Origin of the sequence: Devosia sp. UYZn731, assembly GCF_040546795.1 — a bacterium.
GTDB lineage: Bacteria > Pseudomonadota > Alphaproteobacteria > Rhizobiales > Devosiaceae > Devosia.
Genome location: NZ_JBEPOL010000002.1, coordinates 519,118 through 542,812, shown reverse-complemented (window position 1 = coordinate 542,812; position 23,695 = coordinate 519,118). Strand labels below are relative to the sequence as shown.

General features: G+C 62.1%; 22 protein-coding genes and 1 tRNA gene. 17 read left to right on the top strand and 6 right to left on the bottom strand.

Annotated elements, in window-relative coordinates; all coding sequences use genetic code 11:
* Positions 1–70 precede the first annotated feature (70 nt).
* The 4 genes from ABIB57_RS07080 to ABIB57_RS07065 all read left to right on the top strand — a co-directional run bounded on the left by ABIB57_RS07080 (position 71) and on the right by ABIB57_RS07065 (position 3,436).
* Positions 71–655 (top strand): nitroreductase family protein, encoded by a 585-nt coding sequence (locus ABIB57_RS07080; protein WP_354039489.1) that lies wholly within the window; start codon positions 71–73, stop codon positions 653–655.
* A 52-nt stretch (positions 656–707) separates the two neighbouring features.
* Positions 708–956 carry a hypothetical protein gene (locus ABIB57_RS07075; protein ID WP_354039488.1) on the top strand — a complete coding sequence of 83 codons (249 nt, stop codon included), beginning with the start codon at positions 708–710 and terminating at the stop codon, positions 954–956.
* 76 nt (positions 957–1,032) lie between these two features.
* Positions 1,033–1,842, top strand: a complete 810-nt coding sequence (locus ABIB57_RS07070) for a transglycosylase SLT domain-containing protein (RefSeq protein WP_354039487.1) — start codon at positions 1,033–1,035, stop codon at positions 1,840–1,842.
* 394 nt (positions 1,843–2,236) lie between these two features.
* The gene (locus ABIB57_RS07065) at positions 2,237–3,436 is read left to right on the top strand and encodes a DUF2336 domain-containing protein (RefSeq protein ID WP_354039485.1); all 1,200 of its coding nucleotides are present in this window, start codon (positions 2,237–2,239) and stop codon (positions 3,434–3,436) included.
* Here ABIB57_RS07065 and ABIB57_RS07060 read toward each other — a convergent pair.
* Positions 3,433–4,209 (bottom strand): NAD kinase, encoded by a 777-nt coding sequence (locus ABIB57_RS07060; protein WP_354039483.1) that lies wholly within the window; start codon positions 4,207–4,209, stop codon positions 3,433–3,435. The two genes, ABIB57_RS07065 and ABIB57_RS07060, sit on opposite strands and share 4 nt — an antisense overlap.
* A gap of 202 nt (positions 4,210–4,411) precedes the next feature.
* Here ABIB57_RS07060 and ABIB57_RS07055 point away from each other — a divergent pair, with 202 nt between their 5' ends.
* The 10 genes from ABIB57_RS07055 to ABIB57_RS07010 all read left to right on the top strand — a co-directional run bounded on the left by ABIB57_RS07055 (position 4,412) and on the right by ABIB57_RS07010 (position 15,124).
* Entirely contained in the window at positions 4,412–5,161 is a 750-nt protein-coding gene (locus tag ABIB57_RS07055) for a sugar transferase (RefSeq protein WP_354039481.1), read from the top strand.
* A gap of 40 nt (positions 5,162–5,201) precedes the next feature.
* A complete protein-coding gene (locus ABIB57_RS07050) occupies positions 5,202–6,545 on the top strand; it encodes a UDP-glucose dehydrogenase family protein (RefSeq protein WP_354039479.1) in 1,344 nt (447 codons plus the stop codon).
* Positions 6,546–6,628: 83 nt separating this feature from the next.
* The gene (locus ABIB57_RS07045) at positions 6,629–7,636 is read left to right on the top strand and encodes a UDP-glucuronic acid decarboxylase family protein (RefSeq protein WP_354039478.1); all 1,008 of its coding nucleotides are present in this window, start codon (positions 6,629–6,631) and stop codon (positions 7,634–7,636) included.
* A gap of 2 nt (positions 7,637–7,638) precedes the next feature.
* Complete coding sequence (gene gmd, locus ABIB57_RS07040) at positions 7,639–8,700, top strand: GDP-mannose 4,6-dehydratase (RefSeq protein WP_354039702.1); 1,062 nt, start codon at positions 7,639–7,641, stop codon at positions 8,698–8,700.
* Complete coding sequence (gene fcl / locus ABIB57_RS07035; protein WP_354039476.1) at positions 8,697–9,650, top strand: GDP-L-fucose synthase; 954 nt, start codon at positions 8,697–8,699, stop codon at positions 9,648–9,650. The genes gmd and fcl overlap by 4 nt, the downstream gene beginning before the upstream one ends.
* Positions 9,650–10,612 carry an NAD-dependent epimerase/dehydratase family protein gene (locus tag ABIB57_RS07030; RefSeq protein ID WP_354039475.1) on the top strand — a complete coding sequence of 321 codons (963 nt, stop codon included), beginning with the start codon at positions 9,650–9,652 and terminating at the stop codon, positions 10,610–10,612. The genes fcl and ABIB57_RS07030 overlap by 1 nt, the downstream gene beginning before the upstream one ends.
* A gap of 19 nt (positions 10,613–10,631) precedes the next feature.
* On the top strand, positions 10,632–11,888 hold the full coding sequence (locus ABIB57_RS07025) for a glycosyltransferase family 4 protein (RefSeq protein ID WP_354039473.1): 1,257 nt from the start codon (positions 10,632–10,634) through the stop codon (positions 11,886–11,888).
* Positions 11,885–12,646, top strand: coding sequence for a glycosyltransferase (locus ABIB57_RS07020; protein ID WP_354039471.1), 762 nt, complete (start codon positions 11,885–11,887; stop codon positions 12,644–12,646). The genes ABIB57_RS07025 and ABIB57_RS07020 overlap by 4 nt, the downstream gene beginning before the upstream one ends.
* On the top strand, positions 12,643–13,941 hold the full coding sequence (locus tag ABIB57_RS07015) for a hypothetical protein (protein ID WP_354039469.1): 1,299 nt from the start codon (positions 12,643–12,645) through the stop codon (positions 13,939–13,941). Before ABIB57_RS07020 ends, ABIB57_RS07015 begins: the two co-directional genes overlap by 4 nt.
* Positions 13,942–13,951: 10 nt before the next feature.
* Positions 13,952–15,124 carry a polysaccharide biosynthesis protein gene (locus ABIB57_RS07010; RefSeq protein WP_354039468.1) on the top strand — a complete coding sequence of 391 codons (1,173 nt, stop codon included), beginning with the start codon at positions 13,952–13,954 and terminating at the stop codon, positions 15,122–15,124.
* Here the strand turns inward: ABIB57_RS07010 and ABIB57_RS07005 are convergent.
* From ABIB57_RS07005 to ABIB57_RS06990, 4 genes are all read right to left on the bottom strand, one after another.
* A complete protein-coding gene (locus ABIB57_RS07005) occupies positions 15,121–16,086 on the bottom strand; it encodes a phage head spike fiber domain-containing protein (RefSeq protein WP_354039467.1) in 966 nt (321 codons plus the stop codon). The genes ABIB57_RS07010 and ABIB57_RS07005 overlap by 4 nt on opposite strands.
* A complete protein-coding gene (locus ABIB57_RS07000) occupies positions 16,083–16,346 on the bottom strand; it encodes a spike base protein, RCAP_Rcc01079 family (RefSeq protein WP_354039466.1) in 264 nt (87 codons plus the stop codon). Before ABIB57_RS07000 ends, ABIB57_RS07005 begins: the two co-directional genes overlap by 4 nt.
* Before the next feature lie 99 nt (positions 16,347–16,445).
* A complete protein-coding gene (locus tag ABIB57_RS06995) occupies positions 16,446–18,572 on the bottom strand; it encodes a GumC family protein (RefSeq protein WP_354039464.1) in 2,127 nt (708 codons plus the stop codon).
* A gap of 83 nt (positions 18,573–18,655) precedes the next feature.
* On the bottom strand, positions 18,656–19,432 hold the full coding sequence (locus ABIB57_RS06990) for a metallophosphoesterase family protein (RefSeq protein WP_354039462.1): 777 nt from the start codon (positions 19,430–19,432) through the stop codon (positions 18,656–18,658).
* A gap of 71 nt (positions 19,433–19,503) precedes the next feature.
* On the opposite strand from ABIB57_RS06990, the gene ABIB57_RS06985 reads away from it, so the two are divergent.
* Positions 19,504–19,579: transfer RNA gene (locus ABIB57_RS06985), tRNA-Thr, on the top strand.
* A 149-nt stretch (positions 19,580–19,728) separates the two neighbouring features.
* A complete protein-coding gene (locus ABIB57_RS06980) occupies positions 19,729–20,964 on the top strand; it encodes an NAD(P)/FAD-dependent oxidoreductase (RefSeq protein WP_354039461.1) in 1,236 nt (411 codons plus the stop codon).
* On the opposite strand, the gene ABIB57_RS06975 is transcribed toward ABIB57_RS06980, so the two are convergent.
* Complete coding sequence (locus tag ABIB57_RS06975) at positions 20,961–21,890, bottom strand: N-acetylmuramic acid 6-phosphate etherase (RefSeq protein ID WP_354039459.1); 930 nt, start codon at positions 21,888–21,890, stop codon at positions 20,961–20,963. The genes ABIB57_RS06980 and ABIB57_RS06975 overlap by 4 nt on opposite strands.
* A 258-nt stretch (positions 21,891–22,148) precedes the next feature.
* Between ABIB57_RS06975 and ABIB57_RS06970 the strand changes: the two genes are divergently transcribed.
* Positions 22,149–23,672 carry an ABC transporter substrate-binding protein gene (locus ABIB57_RS06970; RefSeq protein ID WP_354039457.1) on the top strand — a complete coding sequence of 508 codons (1,524 nt, stop codon included), beginning with the start codon at positions 22,149–22,151 and terminating at the stop codon, positions 23,670–23,672.
* Positions 23,673–23,695 lie beyond the last annotated feature (23 nt).

Sequence of the window (23,695 nt, the reverse complement as noted above, 5' to 3'; positions counted from 1 at the left end):
ATAGCCACTGGGGACTATCGTGATCGCCGCAGTCTGATTATTGGATGACTTCGATGAGAAGGAGATGATGATGCCGGCCAATGCAGCGATGCGCGATTATCTGATGAGCCGCAGGTCGGTGGGGCAGGCCTTTCTCAAGGAGCCGGGGCCGAATGCGGAGGAACTGGAGCAGATCCTCACCATCGGCACGCGCGTGCCCGATCACGGCAAGCTCAATCCGTGGCGGCTGGTGCTGTATAGCGGCGACGACCGAGCGCTGATCGGTGAAAAGCTGGCGGCGATGGCCAAGGCAAAGAACCCCAACCTGGAGGGGGCAGAATTGGACCGCGAACTGGGGCGGTTCCTGCCGCCGCCGCTGACAATCGGCGTGCTGTCATCGCCCAAGGCCCATCCGAGCGTGCCGGAATGGGAGCAGTTCCTGTCCGCCGGCAATGTGGCGTTCAACCTGGTGAATGCGGCATTCGCACTGGGCTACGCGGCCAATTGGGTGAGCCGGTGGTATTCGATGGACGCAGAAGCGGCCCGCATGCTGGGCGCGCGGGAGGGCGAGCGGTTCGTGGCCTTCGTGCAGATCGGCACGCCGACCGCGGTGATCGAGGACCGGCCGCGACCCAAGCTGGACACTATCGTATCGCGTTGGCAATTGCCGGAGTAGGATGCAACATCAAAGCGTGCGCCTGCGTTATGCCGGCGCAAGGGAGGCATTCATGGTTGCAGATCATTTCATCGTCGCGCGCTGCGATAGTCACTGGAAAGTGAGCTTTCACGGCTCCGACCAGAGCCCGTTCGAGACCAAGGAAGACGCCATCGTGGCGGCGGTCGCCGAAGCAAAGTTGCAATCGGCAAAGGGGCGCGAGGTCGAGGTGCTGGTGCAGGACATCGATTCCACGTTCCACAGCGCGTGGCGGTCGGGCGCTGATGACAACAGCGACGAGGAACTGGCGACGCGGGCCTAAGTGTGAACCGAAGTTAACGCGCGGTTAACTGCTGTTAGTGTTTCATTAACCGACACGATTCTTTCGAGACGGATTAATGGGCGTCCAGCCAATCGCGATACCGCAAAGTCTTGCCTATGTCCTGACTTCGGCGGGCGATCGCAACGGCGTGGACTTTAACTACCTGCTGCAAACCGCGATCCGCGAGAGCAGTCTCAATCCGCAGGCGAAGGCTCAGACCTCGTCCGCCACCGGCCTGTTCCAGTTCCTCGATACGACCTGGCTCCAAACCATGAAGGAGCAGGGGCCCCGGCTGGGCTATGGGCAATATGCCGACCAGATCGAAAAGAGCGGCAACGGCTATACGGTGCGCGACCCCGACGCACGGGCGCAAATCCTCAAGCTTCGCGAGGACCCGCAGATTGCATCCGATCTCGCGGCCGCGTTCACTAAATCGAATGGCGACTATCTGAGCGCCAAATTCGGCCGGCAGCCGAGCGCCGGGGAGCTTTATATCGCGCATTTCCTGGGCGCGCAGGGGGCCGAGCGGATGTTCAACGCGGGGCTACAGAACCCCGACCAGATCGCTGCCGACCTGTTTCCGCGCCAGGCGCAGGCTAACAGGACCATTTTTTACGACGAAGGCCAGCCACGCACGATCCGGCAGGTATATCGCGCGCTGGTCGCCAAGCATGAGGGCGGTGGGCAATCGTCGGGCTTTGCGGCGCAGCAATTGGCGAGCCAGCCGGTTGCCAGTGCGGCGCCCGTCGTGGCCTCGCGCTTTTCGCCGGCCAATATGTCGTTCACGGGCCTGTTTAAGAACGAGGAGCAGGTCGGCCCGGAATCGCCGCTAAACCCGGTGGGGGCAGGCGGTAGCGCGTTCTTCACGCAGCTTTACGCAAAATAGGAACGCGCGGCTCAATTAGGCGTTTACCCTGATCGAGATAAAGTGAATAGGGCGCGAGTAGTTTGAGTCGAGACGAAATACGTGAAGCAAATTGACGGCCTGTTAAAGGTGTTCACGCAGTAATCACCGCGTCCGTCCAGCTCCGAGGAGAGTGCCATGCGTCGTGCTTTTGCTGTAGCTGATCGATTGAACTCCCTGCCTAGAGGATGGACTGTTCTCGGTCTTGCCCTGGCATCCTGGGGCCTCCTGGTTCTGACGATCCAGATCGCTTCCGGGCTGTTTCACTTTGTGGCCGCCGCGTTCTAGGACGCGTATGACGATATCACCGCAATCATGGTGAACCGTTCCTTAAACCTTCGCGGCTAACTTCAGCTCCGGGTATCCGGAGAGTGTAATGGTTGCGTACAAGGACTTCGTCCGGCTGTCTCAATCCAGCGATAGCGAAGAGCGTGGCAGTGCGGCCCATCTGGCTGCCATGGCCTATCTCAACCATGAGGGGCCGGCCGACGAACAGGCTGCTCTGTACGCCTCGCTGATCAATTTCCTCGATGATCCTTCGGTCAAGGTGCGTGCGGCTTTGGCCTACGGCCTGCTGCATGCCGATATCGCGCCGCGCCCGATCATGCTGGCGCTGCTGCATGACAGCTCGATCATTTCGCGCGCCGTCCTGCAATATTCGCCGGTGCTGATCGATGCCGATATCATGGGGCTGGTCCGCGGTTTCGATCTGTCGATGCTGGTGGCGGTGTGCCAACGCAGCCGGATCAGCGAACGTCTCGGCGCCGCTCTCATCGGACGACAGGAGCGTCCGGTGACGTTGCGGCTGCTCAGGCGGGCGGATGTGCCGGTGGGTGCGGGACTGCTGCAAGCTTTGGCGCAAACCGATGGCCATGATGCCGAGATGCGTGGGGCGCTGCTGGGCCGCCGCGACCTGCCGGCCAGCATCAGGGCTCTGCTGGTGCAGAAGGTTGCCGCCGCCCTGGGCAATGCGCGCATTGTCAAGGGCGCGCTGGCCAGTGACCGGTTGGAGCGCCTGTTGCGCAATAGCGGCGATACCGCGCTATCTGCGATCGGCGAACGCGAGGCGGTGAAGGCGCAAACGGGTTTTGCCGCCGGGCTGATCGGGGCCGACCAATTGAATACGCGGTTGCTGCTGCACGCGGTGGTGACCGGGCATGTAATGTTTTTCGCCGATTGCCTCGCCGAACTCGGCCAGACCCCACGCGACAAAGTGTTTTCGCTGCTGGAGAGCGGCAGCCGGCCGGCGCTGAATGCGCTGCTGGTGCGTTGCGGGCTGGGGGAGGAGATGCGCGCCCTGTTCGCCAAGCTGGTGATGCACGCCCGCGCGGCTGACCTCGCCGACGACGCAGCCGCCCGCCATTACGTGGTGACGGCGCTGACCGAGGAACTGATCGTCGATCATGGCGGCGTCATTCCCGAGCAGCTGGAAGAGGCCTTCGCCTATCTCAGCGAGCAGAATGTGCAACTGGCACGCAAGGCCGCGCGCGGCGTGATGGCGGCGTTCGCCGGGATTGCCAATGCCCCGATGGCCCTGCCGATGCTGGACGAGCGGCTGGCGCTGCCGGCGGCCTAATAGCGGAACTGTTCGCTCAGCACGCGTTCTTCCAGGCTAGTGCCGGGATCGAACAGCAGTGTCACGCCATGCGAGCGGTCTTCGCGCACCGTGACCTCAAGGACATTCTGGAATTCGATGTTGTCCGCCACGGCGCTGACCGGACGCTTGGCCGCTTCGCGGGTGATGAACTTGACCACGGCGCGATTGCCCAGGATAGCACCGCGCCAGCGGCGAGGGCGGAACGGCGAGATCGGCGTTAGCGCCAGCAGTGGGGCCTCGATCGGCAGGATCGGGCCGTGGGCCGACAGGTTATAGGCTGTGGAGCCGGCAGGCGTCGAGAGCAGCACGCCGTCGCAGATCAGCTCTTCCAGCCGGGTTTCGCCGTCGATGACGATCTGAATCTTGGCAGCCTGATAGGTGGAGCGGAACAGGGACACTTCATTGAGCGCCAGGGCGTTCTGCGCGCGGCCGGTGGTATCGACCACCTGCATCGAGAGCGGATAGATCCGGGTCTGCTGTGCCGCCGCCAAGCGGTCGCCCAGGTCATCCTCCGAGAAGGCGTTCATCATGAAGCCGACCGAGCCGAAATTCATGCCATAGACCGGAACGCTGGTGCGCATGACGCGGTGCAAGGTCTGCAACATCAGGCCGTCGCCGCCCAGGGCCACGACCACCTCGGCGGACTCGAAGGCGATGTTGCCATAGCGCTGCTGCAGGCGCTGGGCCGCGACATCGGCCTCCGGCGTGCCGTTGGTGACGAAACTGATGCGCTCGGTGGGTCGGCTGGCCACGACATTCCCCAAAAGACTCTAGAGCCCGATGCGGCGACTGCTATCACGCGGGCCGCCAGCGTGCCAGCCGGCAGGGAGCAACGACACTGGCCGGCGGTAATTTGCACCGCGCCTGATTTGGTATTGGCATTTCTTAATATCTTGGTAACCTACGTACAAAGACGGAAGTAATGGCGTCAGGGCTGGGCAGGAGCGGGCGGCGATGCAAGTTTTGTCGTCCTATGATACTGCGCGCGCAAATAGCAGCGTGGCAGCTGAATTTGTTCGTTTCTCAGCCTTAGATCCCTCGGCCAACAAGCACTCAGTGACAGTGCATTCTGCCAGTGGCCTGCCGATGCATTTGTTGGCGGGCAGGCCAGTGTCGGCGCGGTTGACGACATCGCGGGCGGTGCAACTCGTGGTCAAGCGTGCCATGGACGTGGTTCTGGCGGCTTTAGCCTTGATGGTCTTGGCGCCAGTATTGGTTTTACTGGCGATCGTCATCTGTCTGACCAGTAAGGGACCGGCGCTATTCCGGCAGGATCGGGACGGGCTGCACGGCACCGTCATTTCGGTCTATAAATTTCGCTCCATGTATGTCGACCGCGCCGGGGTAACGCCAATAGGCCGGTTTATCCGCCGGACCAGTATCGACGAGCTTCCGCAATTGTTGAACGTGATCCGGGGCGATATGAGCCTCGTCGGGCCGCGTCCGCATCCGGTCGGATTGCTTGCAGCGGGTAGCCCGTATGAAGCGCTGGTGCCGTATTATCACGCGCGCCATGTCATGAGGCCTGGGATTTCAGGCTGGGCGCAGGCCAATGGCCTGCGGGGGCCGACCGACAATGCGACGACGGCCCGCGCCCGCATCGAGCACGACATTGCCTACATTCAGAATTTCAATCTGCTGCTGGATATCCGGATCATGATCCGGACGGTTCTGCGCGAATTCGTCACGGGAACGGGCTATTAATCGATCCTGAGATGTCAACGCTCAGTGGGAGGTCAGTCAGATGCGCATCGCTGTTGTTGGTTCGGGGTATGTTGGGCTGGTGAGCGGCGCCTGCTTTGCCGACTTTGGGCATTCGGTTGCCTGCGTCGATACGGACGAGGCCAAGATTGCCGCTTTGCAGGCCGGCGAGATTGCGATTTTCGAGCCGGGTCTTAATTCTCTGGTGGCCGACAATGCCAAGGCCGGCCGCCTGACTTTTTCCACCAATGTGGCCGAAGCGGTCGCGGGCGCCGAAGTGGTGTTTATCGCCGTGGGGACGCCGTCGCGACGCGGCGACGGTCATGCCGACCTGTCCTATGTGTACGACGCTGCGCGCACGATCGGCCGGTCGATTAAGCAGTTCACGGTCGTGGTGACCAAGTCCACGGTGCCGGTCGGCACGGGAGACGAGGTGGAGCGGCTGATCCGCGAGGTCAATCCCGAGGCCGATTTCGCCGTCGTGTCCAACCCGGAATTCTTGCGCGAGGGCGCCGCGATCCAGGATTTCAAGCACCCCGACCGCATCGTTGTGGGCCTGGACAGTGAGCGCGCCAAGCAAGTGATGACGGAAGTCTATAGGCCGCTGTTTCTCAACCAGTCGCCACTGTTCTTCGTTACGCGACGGACGGCGGAACTGATCAAATATGCGGGGAACGCGTTCCTGGCGATGAAAATCACTTTCATCAACGAGATGGCTGATCTGTGCGAGGCGGTGGACGCCAATGTGCAGGACGTGGCGCGCGGCATTGGCCTCGATAACCGGATCGGCATGAAATTTCTCAATGCGGGCCCGGGCTATGGCGGTTCGTGTTTTCCCAAGGATACGTTGGCTCTGGTGAAGACAGCGCGTGATCACAATAGCCCGGTCAACTTGATCGAGACCACCGTCGCCATCAACGACAACCGCAAGCGGGCGATGGCGCGCAAGATCATCGCGGCGTGTGGCGGCAGCGTGCGCGGCAAGACCATCGCCATCCTCGGACTGACCTTCAAACCCAATACCGATGACATGCGCGACGCTCCTTCCATCACCATCATCCAGGCGTTGCAGGACAACGGCGCGATCATCCGCGCGTTCGATCCTGAAGGCATGAAGCCGGCTGCCAGGCTGCTGGACAATATGCAGTTCGGCACCGATGCCTATGACGTTGCCAGGGGCGCGCATGCGACGGTGATCGTAACCGAGTGGAACCAGTTCCGCTCGCTCGACCTGGCTCATTTGCGCACCATCATGGCCGAACCGGTACTGGTGGACCTGCGCAATATCTACAATCGCGCCGACGCGATGGCCCATGGACTGATGTATTCAAGCATCGGCCGGCCCGAAGGCGCGGCGCCAGGACATTTGGCGGAGGCGGCCGAATAATCTCGACGGGTTAGGGACCGTTGAGACGACGAAATGTAAGCGCCGCTCTGTGCGGCGGTGTCGACTATGAGTGGGGGGCTCATATGGCGAAGCGTATTTTAGTGACTGGTGGGGCCGGGTTTATCGGTTCCCATCTCTGCGACCGGCTGCTGCGGGGCGGCAATGACGTGCTGTGCGTCGACAATTTCCTGACCGGCAGCCAGGCTAATGTTGAGCATCTGCTCGATAGCCGGCATTTCGAGATCATGGAGCATGACGTCACGTCGCCGCTGCGGGTTGAGGTCGATCAGATCTATAATCTGGCCTGTCCGGCCTCGCCGGTGCATTACCAGGCCGATCCGGTGCGGACCACCAAGACCAGCGTCATGGGCGCGATCAACATGCTGGATTTGGCCAGGCGGCTCGATGTGCCGATCCTGCAGGCCTCGACCTCGGAGGTCTATGGCGATCCCGAAGTGCATCCACAGCCCGAAAGCTATCTGGGCAACGTCAACACCATCGGCCCGCGCGCCTGCTACGACGAGGGAAAGCGTTGTGCCGAAGCGCTGTTCTTCGACTATCACCGCCAGCACCAGTTGCAGATCAAGGTAATCCGCATCTTCAATACCTATGGCCCCAACATGCATCCGGACGACGGGCGCGTGGTATCCAATTTCATTGTGCAGGCGCTGCGCGGCGAGGACATCACGATTTATGGCGATGGCAGCCAGACGCGGTCGTTTTGCTATGTCGACGACCTGGTCAAGGCCATGGTCGCGATGATGGATACCGACGGCTCGGTAACCGGACCCATCAATATCGGCAATCCCGATGAGATTACCGTCAACCAATTGGCCGAGCTGGTGATCGAAATGACCAATTCGAACTCCAGACTGGTCCACAAGGCGTTGCCGGTCGATGATCCGCGCCAGCGCAGGCCCGACATCACCCAGGCGCGGCAGGTTTTGGGGTGGGAGCCCAGCGTGCAATTGCGCGCAGGGCTGGCGCGGACCGTCCGCTATTTCGACGCGCTGCTGCAGGTCAATGGCGCCAATCTGGCGCAGGACAACCTCCCCGAGCAAGGTCCTTTCACCGTCGAGACGGGGTTTTGAGTTTGCCCAAGGTTGCTTTGATCACGGGCGTCACGGGGCAAGACGGGGCTTACCTATCGCAACTGCTGCTGGACAAGGGGTATATCGTCCATGGCGTCAAACGGCGGTCCTCCTCGTTCAATACCGGGCGGATCGAGCACATCTATCAGGACCCGCACGAGACCGATCCGCGGTTCGTGCTGCACTATGGCGATATGAGCGACGCCACCAACCTGATCCGCATCGTGCAGGAAACCCAGCCGGACGAGATCTACAACCTGGCGGCGCAAAGCCATGTTCAGGTGTCGTTCGAGACGCCCGAATATACCGCCAATGTCGATGGCCTGGGCACGCTGCGCCTGCTGGAGGCGATGCGCATTCTCGGGCTTGGGGAGAAGTGCAAATTCTACCAGGCCTCGACCTCGGAACTCTATGGCCAAGCCCGGGAAGTGCCGCAACGCGAGACGACGCCATTCTATCCACGCTCGCCCTATGGGGTGGCCAAGCTCTATGCCTATTGGATCGTGGTCAATTACCGCGAGGCCTATGGGCTGCACGCCTCCAAAGGCATTCTGTTCAACCACGAAAGCCCGTTGCGGGGCGAGACGTTCGTGACCCGCAAGATCACGCGAGCCGTTGCAGCCATCCATCTGGGCGCTCAAGATAAATTGTATCTCGGCAATTTGGATGCGCAACGCGATTGGGGGCATGCGCGGGATTACGTGCGCGGCATGTGGCTGATGCTGCAGCAGGAGACGGGGGACGATTACGTGTTGGCCACTGGTCGGGCCACCTCTGTGCGCCAATTCGCCGAATGGGCGTTTGAGGATGTCGGTATGGCGCTGGAGTGGACGGGCTGTGGGGCCGACGAGAAGGGCCGAGACGCCAGAACGGGCAAGGTCGTGGTCGAAGTCGATCCGCGTTATTTCCGCCCAACAGAAGCGGACTTGCTGCTCGGCGACCCCGCCAAGGCGTATGAGAAATTGGGTTGGACGCACGAAATATCGGTGCGTGCGCTGATCGCCGAAATGGTGCGCGAAGACCTCAGGGGCGTACAGCTCGCGCCCGCGATGGTGGACGCATGACCTACGCGCTGGCTGGCAAACAGGTTTGGGTGGCGGGCCATCGGGGAATGGTTGGCAGCGCGGTGGTACGCCGCCTGGCGTCAGAGGGGGCGGAACTGATCACCGCCGACCGCCGCGAGGTTGATCTCAGGCGCCAGTCCGAAACGGAGGCTTTCGTCGCCAAGACCCGGCCGGATGCCATTGTGATCGCCGCGGCCAAGGTCGGCGGCATCTTGGCAAATGACAGCTTTTCGGCTGATTTCCTCTACGACAACCTGATGATCGAGGCCAATATCATCCACGCGGCACATTCGAGCGGCGTGGAAAAACTGCTCTCGCTCGGCTCGTCCTGCATTTATCCGCGACTGGCGCCGCAGCCCATCCCGGAAGCGGCGCTGCTGAGCGGGCCGCTGGAGCCGACCAACGAATGGTATGCCATCGCCAAGATTGCGGGGATCAAGCTTGCCCAATCCTACAGCAAGCAGCATGGCCATGACTTCATCTCAGCGATGCCCACCAACCTTTATGGCCCTGGCGACAATTTCGATCTGAAGTCTAGTCACGTGCTGCCGGCCCTGATCCGCAAGGCGCACGAGGCCAAGTTGCGGGGCGAGACGGAAATCGTGGTGTGGGGCACGGGGACGCCGCGCCGCGAATTCCTGCATGTCGACGATTGCGCCGATGCACTGGTGTTCCTGCTCAAGAACTATTCGGAGTTCGAGCACATCAATATCGGCTCGGGCGCAGATTGCACCATTCTGGAACTGACGCAGCTTGTCTGCCGAGTGGTGGGTTTTACCGGTGCGATTGTGCACGATTTGTCCAAGCCTGACGGCACCCCGCGCAAGTTGATGAGCAGCGACAAGCTGCGGGCGATGGGCTGGGCGCCGCGCATCGGCCTGGAACAGGGGATCGCCGACACCTATCGGTGGTTCCTAGCTAATATGCCGACGACTTTGGAATCGGCGTGATGGGCAAGACGGCGGTCATCACGGGAGGCTGCGGGTTTTTCGGGACGCATCTGATGCGGGCGCTGGCACTTGATACAGCGTATGAGCGCATTATCCTGGCCGACATCAAGGAGCCTCGCGAGTTGTCGGCGAAGGCCGAATATGTCCGCGTCGATGTCTGCGAGGCGATCGATCTGCCGGTATCCGGCGAGGTCGAGGTCTACAATTTCGCCGCCGTGCACACGACGCCGGGGCACGAGGATTGGGAATATTACTGGACCAATGTGGCAGGAGCCACCAATGCGTGCCGGTTCGCGACGCGGGTCGGCGCAAGGCGGGTGGTGTTTGCCAGCACCATGTCGGTCTATGGGCCGCAGGAAGTGCAGGTCGATGAAACCACCGTGCCGAGGCCGGTCAATGCCTATGGCCGCTCCAAGCTGCTGGCGGAGCAAATCCATCGCGATTGGCAGGCGAGCGACGCTGCCAACCGGCTGCTGGTTGTGCGGCCTGCGGTGATCTTTGGCGAAGGCGAACGCGGAAATTTCACCCGGCTGGCAAGGCTGTTGCGACGGGGATTGTTTGTTTATCCGGGGCGAACCGATACGATCAAGGCCTGCGCCCCGGTGGAGGATTTTCCGCGCAGCATCGCTTTCATGAGTGCGTTTGACGAGCCCGTCCTCACCTATATTTACGCCTATCCGGAACGTACGACGACCGAGGCAATCAACCGGAGTTTTGCCGAGGCTGGGGGCTTCAGAACGCCCCGTCTGGTCATTCCAGCCAGTCTGATGATGGCTGGGGCGTGTGCGTTCGAGTTGCTGGCAAAAATCGGACTGAAGACCTCGATCAACCGCGTTCGGATGGGCAAGTTGCTGCATTCGACCAATGTCTATCCGCGTCAATTGCTCGATCGTGGATGGACGTTTCGCTATTCGCTGACGGAGGCGTTGGCGCGCTGGAAAGCCATCAGTGATTTCAAGTGATGATGGAGCCCGGCGACCTATGAAGCTGCTGCTGCACGATTATAGCGGCCACGCGTTCACCGCCCAGTTGGGGCGGGCGTTGGCGTGTCGGGGCATCCAGGTCGTCTACGCCTCCTTCGAGGGGTTCGCGACGCCCAAGGGCCGGGTGGCTGGAGTGGAGGGCGATCCGGCCAGTTTTCGCGCGGTGCAGATCGGCATTTCGGGAGAATTCGACAAGGACAATCTGCTGAAACGGCATCGCCAGCAGCTCGAATATGCAAGGCGGATTCGTGCGTTGGTGCTGGCTGAGAAGCCGGATGTGGTGTTGTCCGCCAATGCGCCAATTGAGGTGCAGGAGCAGTTGCTGGCCGCTTGCCGGACACTGGCGGCGGCGTTCGTGTTTTGGGTGCAGGATATTCATGCCGAGGCGATCGAGCGGATCATCGGCAAGAAAAATGGCGTTTTGGGCAGGCTGGTGGGGGCTTATTATCGACGCAAGGAAGCGCGAGTGCTGCGAAACAGCGATGGCGTAGTGGTGATTGCCGAGGCCTTTCGCGATGTGTTGGCCGGGCCGCGCTGGGGGCTGGATGTCTCGCACATGGTCGTCATCGAGAACTGGGCCAATATGGCCGACATGCCGGCCCTGCCGCGCGACAATGTCTGGGTTCGAGAGAACATGCGGGAAGGGCGCCACCGCGTGGTCTATTCGGGCACACTCGCCCGCAAGCACAATCCGGACCTGCTGCTGGATCTGGCGCGCAAGCTGGATGCCGATGTGTATTTGTTCTCCCAAGGATCGGGAGCAGACGTCGTGCGTGGTGCCGCAGCGGCCGAGGGTTTGGGCAATGTCATCGTCAGGCCATGGGTCTCGGTGGACGACTTGCCGAGCATGCTCGCCGGCGCCGATATTGCATTGGCGATCATCGAGGCCGATGCCGGTGTGTTCTCAGTACCGTCCAAGGTGCTGAGCTATCTGGCAGCCGGGAAGCCCATCTTGGCGTCGATCCCTGAGCAGAACCTAGCGGCTGTCACTGTGGCGCGCGAAGGGGCCGGGTTGGTCGCCGCACCGGGCGATATCGAAGCGCTGGTTCAGTATGCGCGTACCTTGCTGGAGCAGCCGGAGTTGCGGGCCACGATGGGTCAGGCTGGTCGTGCCTACGCGGAAAAAGCGTTCGACATCGACCTCATCTCTACACGGTTTGAACTGATCCTGCGCAATGCCTCACCAACGCCTCAAGCAGAAACTGTGCCGATTTTCAGTCTGCAGGATAGTGCTGAGGTGGGAGAGCCGGTGTGAGATTTTCCATCGTCACCATCGTCTGGAACAACCTTTCCGGATTGCGAAAGACGGCGCAGAGCCTGCGAGAACAGCGGCGCGAATTGTTTGAATGGATCGTGGTGGACGGCGGCTCGACCGACGGCACGATGCAGGCGCTTGGCGAATTCTCCGGCCTGATGGATCATTTCCAGTCGGGGCCGGATCGTGGGCTTTATGACGCCATGAATAAGGGCATTGCCCGGGCAAGCGGGCAGTATGTGCTGTTTCTCAATGGCGACGATATCTTGCTGCCTGATGTGTTGGCGCGAACCGAGCAAAAGCTCGCCGACGAGGGGTGCGGCTATAGCCTGATTTTCGGGGAAGTGGCGCTGCTGTTCAGCAATGGCCGGGTTCGGCATCGCAAGGTGCTGCCGCCCGATGTCCACCTTTGGCATCGCATGCCCACCTCGCATCAGGCGACGTTCATCAGCTTGACCGACCATCGGCTTATTCCGCACGATCTGAGCTATAGCGTCAGCTCGGATTATTACACGATCGCCAAAATCTATCAGAATCGGCGCGATAACGTGCTGCTACTGGACTATGAGGTGGCGCAGACGCCGATCGGCGGGGCGTCATTCACCGCCCGGCACCCGTTGCGCATGTTGCGGGATCATCATCGAATTCAGACCGAAGTGCTGAATGTGCCGGCGGTTATCAAATGGGCCAGTCTTGCCCGGAAGGCGGTGGCGATCGGGGCTATCCGAATAATCCAGACCTTGCCGGGGCGGGCATGAGGCCGGCCACGGCAACGGGTGGGCAGTTGTCGGATATCCTGACGCCTGTATTTGCATTCGGCTGCTTGTTTGCCAATTTTACGGTGACCTATTTGGGCGGCTACGCGCTGAACGGGTCGTTCCTTGCCTTAGCGGCGTCGGCCATGCTGACCTTGGTCATCGTGGGTCGGGTGCGACGATGGCCGTTGCTGGCGGTGGCGATCGTTGTGGCTATCGTGGCAGTAAAGGCCATCGGGACCGAAAACCTCGAAGAGTCCGCGAAGTCCGGGGCCCAGATCATCGCGGCGGCGCTTTGCCTTTGCATCTTCAGTGTCCGACGCGGCAATCTGGTGCATCGGGAAGGCTTCGCCGTGCTGTTCGGCCGGCTGATGACCCTGCATGCCGTGCTGTTGATCGCGCAGTGCATCGCGCTCAACGTCCTTGGATCGTTCGTCCTGCAGAATCCGTTCGGGCCGTTTTCTGCTATCGGACCAGCGGGGGAGCTTGGTGCCTTGCAGGCACCTTATCTGCCCTATGATGACGGCGTCATGCGACCGAACGGGTTCTACTCAGAACCATCGGTCGCGGCGGCATACACTGTTTTCGCGTTGGCCTGCGTATTATCGGCGACCACACTACGAAGCGGGCAGAAGGTCATTATGGCGGTGGTTCTTGCCGCGGGCGCCTTTGCCACCTTTGCCTTGACGGGTTGGGCCATGCTGGGCGGTGTGCTGGCCTGTTTCATGGTGTTTGGCGCGCGCGGCATGAAATCGAGCCACAAGCTCGGCATTTACTCGATGGCACTGCTGGCGGTGGTGGTTGCAGCTCTTGTGGGCGGCTCATACCTCATGGACCGGGTGGATGGCGCCGGTGAAGCGGGCGGGTCAATCTACATTCGTTTCACCGGCCCGTTCATGCTGATCGGCGAGGTGCTGGGCAAGGGCCTGCTCGGTCTGCCGATCAATGATCCAACCTTCCTGCTAACGCGCGACTATCTTGTCGATTTTGCCGGTCGCCAGTTCTCAACTCTGGACAATTTCTACGTCTGGCTGGTCGTTTATTTCGGGCTGGCGGGGATGGGTTTTATCGTCTGGTGCCTGCTGCGATTGTGGCGAGCACTGCGAACCCGGGGGCATCTTGCCTTGCCACTGGCGGTGCTAGCACTGTTCGCGGCAGCCACGGGGGCTGGATACAATAGCGTGTTCATCCTGCCGCTGGCCGTGGCCTTGTCGATCGTCAGATCAGGACCGGAGCGGGCTTTGGCGGAGCAGACCGCTGTGACCGCGGCGGTTCCGGCGGGTCTGGCGGCACGATGATCGGTCCATCGTGAGACGCTTTGTCTTCAGCCTGCTTTTCGGCGGCAGTGCGTTTGCGAGCCTGATGCTGATTTCGGCCGAAATCGGCGCAGTACGTGGCGCCGACGTTGTCGGGCCATTCCTCGTCTTTTACTCGGTCGTCTATATTTTGGGGCAGGTGGCCTCGCTGGCTGGATATCAGCGTGGACCATATCTGGTTGCACAAAATCTCGATGCGGCCGGGCGATTGAAGCCGCGGGCCGGCCTTGAGGCGGTTCTTTGGCTGGGGATCGTCCTTGGCGCATTGTTGGTCTGGCTCGGCGGGGATACCAGCGTCGCGCTTTATGGGGCCGGGGCGGTCCTGGTGGGCATCCAGTTTGTCGTTAGCGGGGTGGCTAACGGGCTGGGCCGCTTCGTCATCTCACGGCTGAATTTCGTGATCGTACCGAACGTGATCTTTATCGTGGCCCTGCCGTTTGTCGCTGTGGATGCCATGCGGCTCTATGCGCTTTGTCTGGCGGCAGGGGCAGGGCTTGGCCTGATCGCCCTCCGGCTTATCGGCTGGCGCCGGGCGTCCGGCCCCGTCGTGGTGGGTCAGCCGGTCAAAGTGCTGGATTTCGCCTCGCTGGTCGTGACGATCCTGGTGAGCAGCATTTCCCAGCTCGACCTGTGGATTGTCGGCCTGTTCGTGAGCGGCCAAGAGTTGTCGTATTATGCGTTTGCCAGCCGGATGACTGTGGTTCTGACCTTCCCGGTCATCGCCTATATCAATTCCATCCAGCCGGTCCTCGCCAGTTTCGTGGCGGCCACGGACCGGGCTTCCGTTCAACGCATCTTTGGTCGGTCGTATCGGGCAGTCCGGCTGATGGTGGTCGGGCTCGGTGTCATGGCGCCAATATTCGCCTGCGTCTGGGGCTACATGGTTTTCGGCGCCTTCGAATGGCGCATTGCTGCGGTGGCCGCCGCGGCGTCGATTGGATACACGCTGTCAGCGCTGGTGCCGCCGTTCGAGGCCTTGAGCTATGCTCGAGGGCGCGAGGGGCGGTATTTGCCGCATGTTGTCGCCGGTATCGTGGTGCAGGCGGTTGCGGGGATTTTCCTGGTTGCGACCGGCCTGTTTTATCTGCTGCCAGTGGTGGGTGGCCTCGTTCTGGGCGCGATCCGCTATGGGATGCGCAGAGAACTCGACCACCCCGACCACTAGCTGGCGATCACCTGTCTGATGGCGTTGGCGCTGGAATTTTCCAGACCATAGCTGCCGCTTTGGCCTTCGACGCTATGCGTGCTGGCATCGTCAAAGGTAAGCGCGAGGCTATACGTCCCGCCGGACAGTGACAGTGATGCCGCGTCGGCCGCGCGGGTCGCAGCAGTGCCGGACGTAATGATGGGGCTCGATGCCGCAACTTCCTTCGCTAATTGCGGCGCGTAGATGCGCAGGGTGACATCCAACAGCTCGCCCGGCGACAGGTTGAGCATCAGCGCCCGCATATCGAGGCCGATCGTTCCCGGGCTGCTCGTGATCCAGGTGGCCGCAAGGCGGGTACGCGTTTCCAGATGGTCTGGACGATCGGCCGTGGCATAAGCGGTGGTGGTGCCGACCTCTTCCACATTGAGAAATGCACCGGTGATTGCCGGCCAGGCGCCGGCAACTTTCTTGTAGAAACAACTGGCCGTCCAATGCTCGCCGATCCCGGCGGCGACCGCCTGGGCGCAGCCAAGGCGGGGGAACTGACTGCCCCCAGTGCTGTTTTCGTGCTGAAGGCGCAGTTCGACAAACGGCAGGCCAGCTTCGCTACCAGTGGCAGTGATCTCGACGATGGCGAAATCGGCGGCCGTCCAGCCGGTGGGTAACGTGCCGCCCCCGCCGACTACGCCGAGCACCGCGCCGGCCATAGCGGCGTTTGGTACACGATTGGTCGCGGCCGGTTCGAGCGACAGGCCGCGATCGGTCAGGGCGGGGGCGTCGATGTTGAAACTGTGCCAGACGCCACTGCTGTCCTGAGCCAGCTTCGGCGTGCTTCTGGTAAAGATGAGCGCCGTCGCGCGATCCACAGCAACGCCGCCGCGCATATAGCGGTTGTCGACGAAATCTGCAGCGTAGGCGGCGTCGACCGCCCACCAAGGATAGCTGGGGCGCCCTGTCATCAGGGTGAGGCCAAGCATCATAGCAGGCCGACCAGCGCGGTGGCGGTGGTGCCCGTGGCCTTGATGCGGCGCACACGGATGGGGACGATCGAGCCGGTCTGCAGGCCCGCCAGGGTCAATTCGACGCCCGAGGCGAGTACGACGACGACGCTGCCGCCATTGCCGACATAGATGGCGCGCGTGGTTTCGCTCAGATCGGTTGCGTCATTGGGGGTGATGGAAAAGCCGGTCTCGGCTGGTGCTTCCAGGCTGCCGGCATGGTCGGCGTAACGATCGGGCATAGGGTCCTCGCTCAGATGGTTCGAGCCGGATTATGCGGCGTCGGCTAACGAGGGGGACAAGTGGGACAGGTGGATAGTCTCCCGCACGATCGCGGGCTGTCAGGCCTGAGAGAAATAGGCGCCATAGCGCTTGGAATAGCCGGGGGCCGAACTGTCCTGCTGGTTGAGCACGGCGAGGATTTCAGCGCCATGGGACTTGGCAGCGCCCAGGCTGGCCAGCGCCTTGCGCGCCTCGGTCTGCGGCGTGGAGGCGTAACGCACGACGAACACGATCACGTCGGCATGCTGGGCTATATAGAGGCTGTCGACGACTGGCCCGATGGGCGGGGTATCGAGCACTACGATGTCGAAACTACGTCGCGCAGCGGTGATCAACTGCACAAAGGCGGTGCTGACGATCAATTGGTCCGTCGGAAGGCTGCTGCGGTGGGCGCCGGCAATCACCGTCGCCGGGCTGAGCGGGTCCCTGGCGGTGATGGCCTGGATATTGATCGCGTCCCCCGCTTCTGCCGTCAGATAATCGAGAAAGCCGACCGATGGCTCGATGCCGAGTTGGCGATGCACGCTGGGCTTGCGCAGGTCGCAATCGATCAGCAGGGTCGATTTGCCGGATAGGGCATAACTACGCGCCAGTGCCAGGGCCGCAGTGGTCTTGCCTTCGTCCGGAGCCGTCGAGGAGACCATGACGACCGTGCCTTGGCCGAGCATCGTGCCGGATTTGGCTGCGCGATCCACCGAGGCTCGAACCCGGCGGACCGATTCGGAAAACACCGAAATTGGCGCATTGACCATCAGTTCGGCAAAGCTGGTTTGGTCTGGACGGCCGGTCTTCAGCCGTGGCAGGGACGAGGCCACCTTGACGCGCAGCACGGACTCCGCCTGCTCTTCACTACTGAATCCGCCGATGACATTTTCATAGAGAAAGGCCAGGCCGACACCAAAGCTCAGCGCAGCAAGGGCGCTCAGGGGCAGGATCAACTGTGGATTGGGAAATGAGGGGGCCGCCGGCACCAAGGCGGGCGAGACGACGCGGCTGTCGGCCACCTGAAGGTCGGCCTGGGCACTTAGGTCCTGCGCTCGCGCCAACAGGGTTTCGTATTGCGTTCGGGCAATGCTGGCGGTTTGCTGGGATTCGTAGATTTGCGTCAGCACGCCCGGCGGCAGGTCGCTATTGAGGACCGCGGTGCGAAGGGTGTCGCGGAGCTGGTTTTCGCCGTTTCGCCCTTCGGCGATCGTCGCCTGCAGCGCCGTCAGTTCGGTCGTCGCGGCGTCGCGCAGCTCCGCGTCGAGACGATCGAGTTCGGCCCGCAGGCTGGCGAAAGCGGGCGCGCTATCGGCGAGCTGGGTGAGACTGTTGGCGATCTCCTCGCGCTGCCGAGCGAGCTTCTTCAGTGTATCGGAGGTCAGGGAGGCGGAGAGTTCGCCCCAATTGGCGGTCTCCACGCTTCGCCGCACGATATCGGCGGTCTGCGAATTCTGCTCGGCGGCATTTTTGATCGCACCGATCTGATCGACCAGATTGGCGAGCTGGCTGTCGCCAGATTGGCCGACAAGACGATCGATGTTGTCGAAAATGAAATTATCGTACGAGTTTTCGGAGGCCACGATCGCCTGCCGTGCCTGCTCGATCCGGGCCTGCAAAATGTCGTGCGATGCCAATGTGCCCGCCACTTTGGACGCGAGCTGATCCCTGATATAGGCTTGGGTGATGGCATTGGCCAGGTCGGCAGCGTGCGTCGGGTTCTCCGAACGGGCCTGCACGGCGATCACATAGGTCAGGCCGCGGCGCTGGGCGCTGACGGCGGCGCGCAGCCTGTTCAGCACTTCACCAAGCGCGCGCTGGCCGGCAGGCGCCGCTTCATTGTCAGGGCGGAAAAGGGCCAGCAGGCGCGCGGTCCATCCCGGGCCCGCCCCGAACTCGCTGTCGGAGACCAGGTGCCGGTCCTCGATGACCTGCATCAGAACTGTATCGGAGCGAATCAATTCCACTTCGCTCTCGACGCGGGCGCTGTCGGAGGCGCTGTTGCGCACCTGGTTCTCGGGATCCAGCAGATCCTTACGGCTTGGATCGACCATGATCAGCGCCGTGGCGGTGTAGACCGGCGTCAGCGCCAGTGTCGCCAGGCCTGCGGCAGCGACGATGGCAAGGGTGGTAATGGCAATTAAACGAAATTGCCGCCGCAACAGGCCGAAAATGGCCCTTATGTCGATTTCGCCGTCGCTCATGAAGACCCCGCCGCAATCGCATTGAGCCTAGCCACAAATCTTCGGATTAGAGAGTCTTGCCGAGAGCAATTTTCGCATTTTAATCAATTGCCGACTTGAAATATTGCTGGGTCGCCATGCGGCGTCAATCTGACCGAGGTCAAAATGCCGGTCATGGCTGCGCCGGTGTCGATGCCGATGCGCCAAGGCGACAGCGTAGGAGTCGCGGCAGGGGTATGTCCATGCACGACGACCGTTCCGGCCTCGAAGGGTATGTCGTCGCCGGGGCGCAGCCAGAGCAGGTCGCGTTCGCTCTGCTGCTCCAGCGGCACGCCGTGCCGCAGTCCGGCATGGACGAAGACTGTATTGCCGACGCGCAGATAGAGGGGCAGGCTGCCCATGAAGTCCACATGCCGCCTGGGCACATGGCGGTGCAGGATTTGGCGTCGTTGCTCCAGAGTGTGGGCGTCAAAGTGCTCATCGATGGCGTAGGATTGCAGCGTCTGGTTGCCGCCAAATCGACGCCAGTCCGACCCTGAGAGGGGCTCATCGAGAAAGGCCAGCATCATGGTCTCATGATTGCCGGCCAGGCAGATGCGCCGATATCCGGCCGGCACTGGGGCCAGCAGGTGATCGAGCACTCCGGCGCTGTTGGGTCCGCGATCCACGTAATCGCCCAGCATGACGATCCACTTCTCGCCCGCGAACGCGGCGCCATCGGCATAGATGGCCTGTTCGAGACGCTCAAGCTCTGCAAGGCACCCATGAACATCGCCGATCGCGTAGATGGCGGCGGGCCATTCCGAGACCGTCAGGCGCTGGCGTTCCGGCGCCGGTGGAGTGGGCGCGCCGAACAATGAACGCATAAGCGATTGAAGCATGATATCAGTCCGGTTCGAGGCTTTGCCCACTATTGCCCCGCACGGCGCGCAATGCTAGATGCGGTCGCGTCGCCGGTATAGCTCAGTTGGTAGAGCACCTGATTTGTAATCAGGGGGTCTCGGGTTCGAACCCTGATGCCGGCACCACAATCTCCAGCATTCATGCGCAGACGCTCCGACCGGCCAGATCCGTAGGACGGCTGTCTGGGGAGTGAATTGTAGCGGCGCCTAATTGCCAGACGCGGCAAATCATCGGCGTATGGCGTGAATTGATTCTGCAGAATGGGTTTTCGCAAATGAAGACGGATGTCCTTGTGCTTGGCGCCGGGGTCGTTGGCGTCAGCGTCGCCATCCATCTGGTCAAGCGCGGCCGCTCGGTCGTGCTGGTCGATCGGCAGGGCGCGGGTGAGGGGACTTCGTTCGGCAATGCCGGGCTGATCCAGCGGGAGGGCGTGGCGCCGCACCTGTTTCCGCAGGATATGGCGACGCTGCTCAAATATGCGCGCAACCAGAGCACGAGCATGCGGTTTCAGTGGCGAGCGCTGCCGCGCATATCGCGGTTTCTGGTGCAATATTGGTGGTCGTCGCGCGCATCGTCGTATCGCGCCATTGTCGAGGATTACTCAAAATTCATCGCCCATGCGGTCAGCGAGCATGCGCCGCTGATCGAGGAGGCGGGTGCCACCGATCTCATCGGCAAGGCCGGCTGGATGCAGGCCTATCGCAGCGAGGCGAACTATCGCGCCGCCCGCGAACAGGCGGAAGCGTTTGAGCGGTTCGGCCTGGAGCACGAGGCGCTCGATGGCGACGCGCTGCGTCAGCAAGAGCCAGGCATCACCGCCCCGCTTGCCGGCGCCGTCCATTGGACGCAGCCCTGGAGCGTGCGCGATCCGCTGGCGCTGACGCAGGCCTACCTGCGGCTGTTCCAGACGCTAGGGGGACAGTTCGTCACCGGCGATGCGATGACATTGCGCAGTGTTGCCGGGGGCTGGGAGGTTGACACCGTCGACGGCGCGGTGACCGCCAAGGAGGCCGTCATTGCCTTGGGGCCGTGGTCGGACAAGATGCTGCGCAAGCTGGGGCGGCGACTGCCCCTGGGCGTCAAGCGCGGTTATCACATGCATTATGCCCCACGCGGCAATGCCACTATTTCCATGCCGATCTATGATGACGCGGGTTTCCTCATCGCGCCGATGAATGGCGGCCTGCGCCTGACTACAGGGGCGGAGTTTGCCTTGCTGGATGCGGCGCCCAATCCGGCGCAACTGGACGCCGCGGAAAAGATTGCTGCCGGCGATTATCCTTTGGGTGAGCGGCTTAATCCAAGTCCTTGGATGGGTGCGCGTCCTTGTACGCCAGACATGAAGCCGGTCATCGGCCCCGAAGGCCGCGAGGGACTTTGGCTGGCGCTCGGCCATGCGCACCATGGCCTGACCTTGGGGCCCGCGACCGGGCGTCTGCTGGCCGAAATGATGACTGGCCAGACGCCGTTTATCGAGCCGGCGCCGTATAGCGTTACCCGGTTCGGCTAGTCTTTAGGACCCTGCAGCGCCGCGCGCAGGTTCCCGCCCGCCGCGCTTAGGCGCTGCTGCGCGGCATCGCGGTCCAGCCCCAGGATCAACATCGCCGTGGCCACCTTGATACTGCCTTCGGCGGTGTCCAGCGCGCTCTTGGCCACGTCGTATTCGGCATCAGCCAGGGTCGCGACCATCTTGACGGCACGGTCCTGCAGCTTGACGTTGGTGGGGCGCATCTCGACCATCAGGCCGCGATAGACGAAGCCGAGGCGGATCATCACGCCGGTGGAAATGCAGTTGAGCGCGGCTTTTTGGGCTGTCCCGGCCTTCATCCGGGTGGACCCGGACAGCACCTCGATCCCGGTCTCGATCAGGATCGAAATATCTGCCACTTCACCCAGCCGCCCGCCGCGATTGTTGAAGATGCCGATGGTCAGGGCGCCCTTGGCGCGCGCATGAACCAAGCCACCGATGGCATAGGGTGTGCGCCCGCTGGCGGCGAGGCCGATGATCACGTCGTTTTCGGACACATTGATGCTGTCTAGCCCATCGATAGCGAGCTGTTCGCTGTCCTCGGCGCCTTCGGCGGCGTGGAACACCGCGTCCTTGCCGCCGGCCATCAGCGTGATCGCGCGCTCATAGGGCCAGTTGAAGGTCGGGGGCAATTCGGACGCGTCCTGGGTGGCGATGCGGCCGGAGGTGCCGGCGCCGAGATAGATCAGCCGCCCGCCGCGGGCCAGGTGCTCGGCACCGCGATCAATGGCCTCGGCGATTGGCGCGCTCGCCGCCTGCACGGCGGCGATGGCAGCGTATTGGCCTTCGAGAATGCCGGCGACGAGGTCGCTGCTCGACCAGTCTTCCAAGGTCGCGTAGCGGAGGGAGGCGGATTCGGTAGTGCTCATTGAGACATCTCGTTTTCTTGGCTGTTTTGCCGCGCCCATTGGGCGGCGTGGGCGGCGGCGTCGATCTGGGGGAAGCTCGCCACAACATCGACCACGGCTTGGCCGGCGTAAAGGATGCAAGCCTGCCTTCATTGCTCGATCTGTAAAATCGATCACGGAGTCGTCCTCCGTGTCCGGCGAACGATTATGCGATTGCCGTTAGCGCGAAAGCAGTCGTAAGCTCTACTCCGGCAATGCCTTTTCCGTTGGGGTGCGGAACAGCGCGGCTCACTAAAAACCTCGGAGCGGGAGATCTTCATGCATTTGAATTTCGGCAAGACGTTTTTGACCGGCCTCGCCTTGGCGACGCTGCTGGGCACCGCGACGCTGGCCCTGCCGGCGCAGGCGGCGACCTTGCGCATGGCTTGGGCGCAGGATGCCACCGGCCTTGATCCGCATACCCAGACGGCATTCTCCTCGCTGCGGCTGCTTGAGCTGATCTATGAGCCGCTGGTCCGCCTCGATGCGGAGTACAATGTCGGGCCGGCCGTCGCCAAGAGTTGGGAATTCTCCAGCGACGGGTTGACGCTCACCTTCAAGCTCGATCCGAACGCAAAGTTCTCGACCGGCGATGCGGTGACCTCCGCCGACGTGAAGGCCTCCTTCGAACGCCTGCTCGATGAGGCGACTGCCGCCGCGGCCCGCGCTAACTTCCTCTCGATCAAAACGATCGACACGCCAGACCCGCAGACCGTGGTGTTTAACCTGAGCCAGCCAGACGCGCCGATCCTGATCGCGATGTCGGGGACCAATGCCTCGATCGTTCCCGCCAGTGCGATCGCCGATGGTAGCGTGGGCACCAAAGCGGTCGGGTCGGGCCCGTTCAAGCTCGACGAGTGGGATCCGAACGTCAAGGAAGTGCTGAGTGCCAACCCGAACTGGGCTGGCGGCAAGGTCGGCGTTGACGGCATCATCATTTCGGTGCTGCCGAGCGAGAGCTCGATCATCGACTCGATGCGCGCCAACCAGATCGACTTCGCGCTGTTCAATGACCCGACCATCGCGACGCTGATCCCCGGTGAGCCGAACATGACGCTCAACCGTATTCCCGGCCTCGCCTACAACGTGCTGCAGCTTAATCCCTCGCGTCCGCCAATGGACAATGTGAAGGTGCGGCAGGCGATCTCCTGCGCCGTCAACAGGCAGGAAATCATCGACACCGCGCTGGTGGGGGAAGGCAAGGTCACGGGACCGCTGACCATGGCAGCCTTTGCGTCCGATCCGGCAAGCCTGTTCTGCTATAAACAGGACGTCGAGAAGGCCAAGGCGCTGATGGCCGAAGCCGGCCTTGCGGACGGGTTTTCGGTTAACGTGATCGCCGCGACCGGCGAGCCACCCTACGCCGCCAACGAAGCGCAGGTGCTGCAGAGCCAGCTTGCTGCGATCGGCGTCAAGCTCACCATCCAGACCATGGATCTCAAGGTTTATGTCGACACCTGGCTCAAGGGCGATTTCGACATGGCGGTGGCGCAGAACGGCGGCCGCCCCGATCCCTACCCGATGTATAACCGCTACTTCACCAAGGATGGCAACCTGATCAAGGTGTCGAACTTCACCGATCCCGAGCTCGACAAGCTGCTGCAGGAAGGCCGCATCGAAACCGATATCGCCAAGCGCAAGCCAATTTTCCAGCAGTTCGAGGCGCGCCTTGCCGAGGAAGCCCCCTGGATCTGGATCAGCAGCACCGTGACCTACACTGCCAACCTGGGCACCGTGAAAGGCTATGAGATCAATCCGAGCGGATTGATCTTCTCGCTGAGCAAGGTGACTGTGGGCGAGTAAGCGTCTCCGAGGCGGGAGCCAAT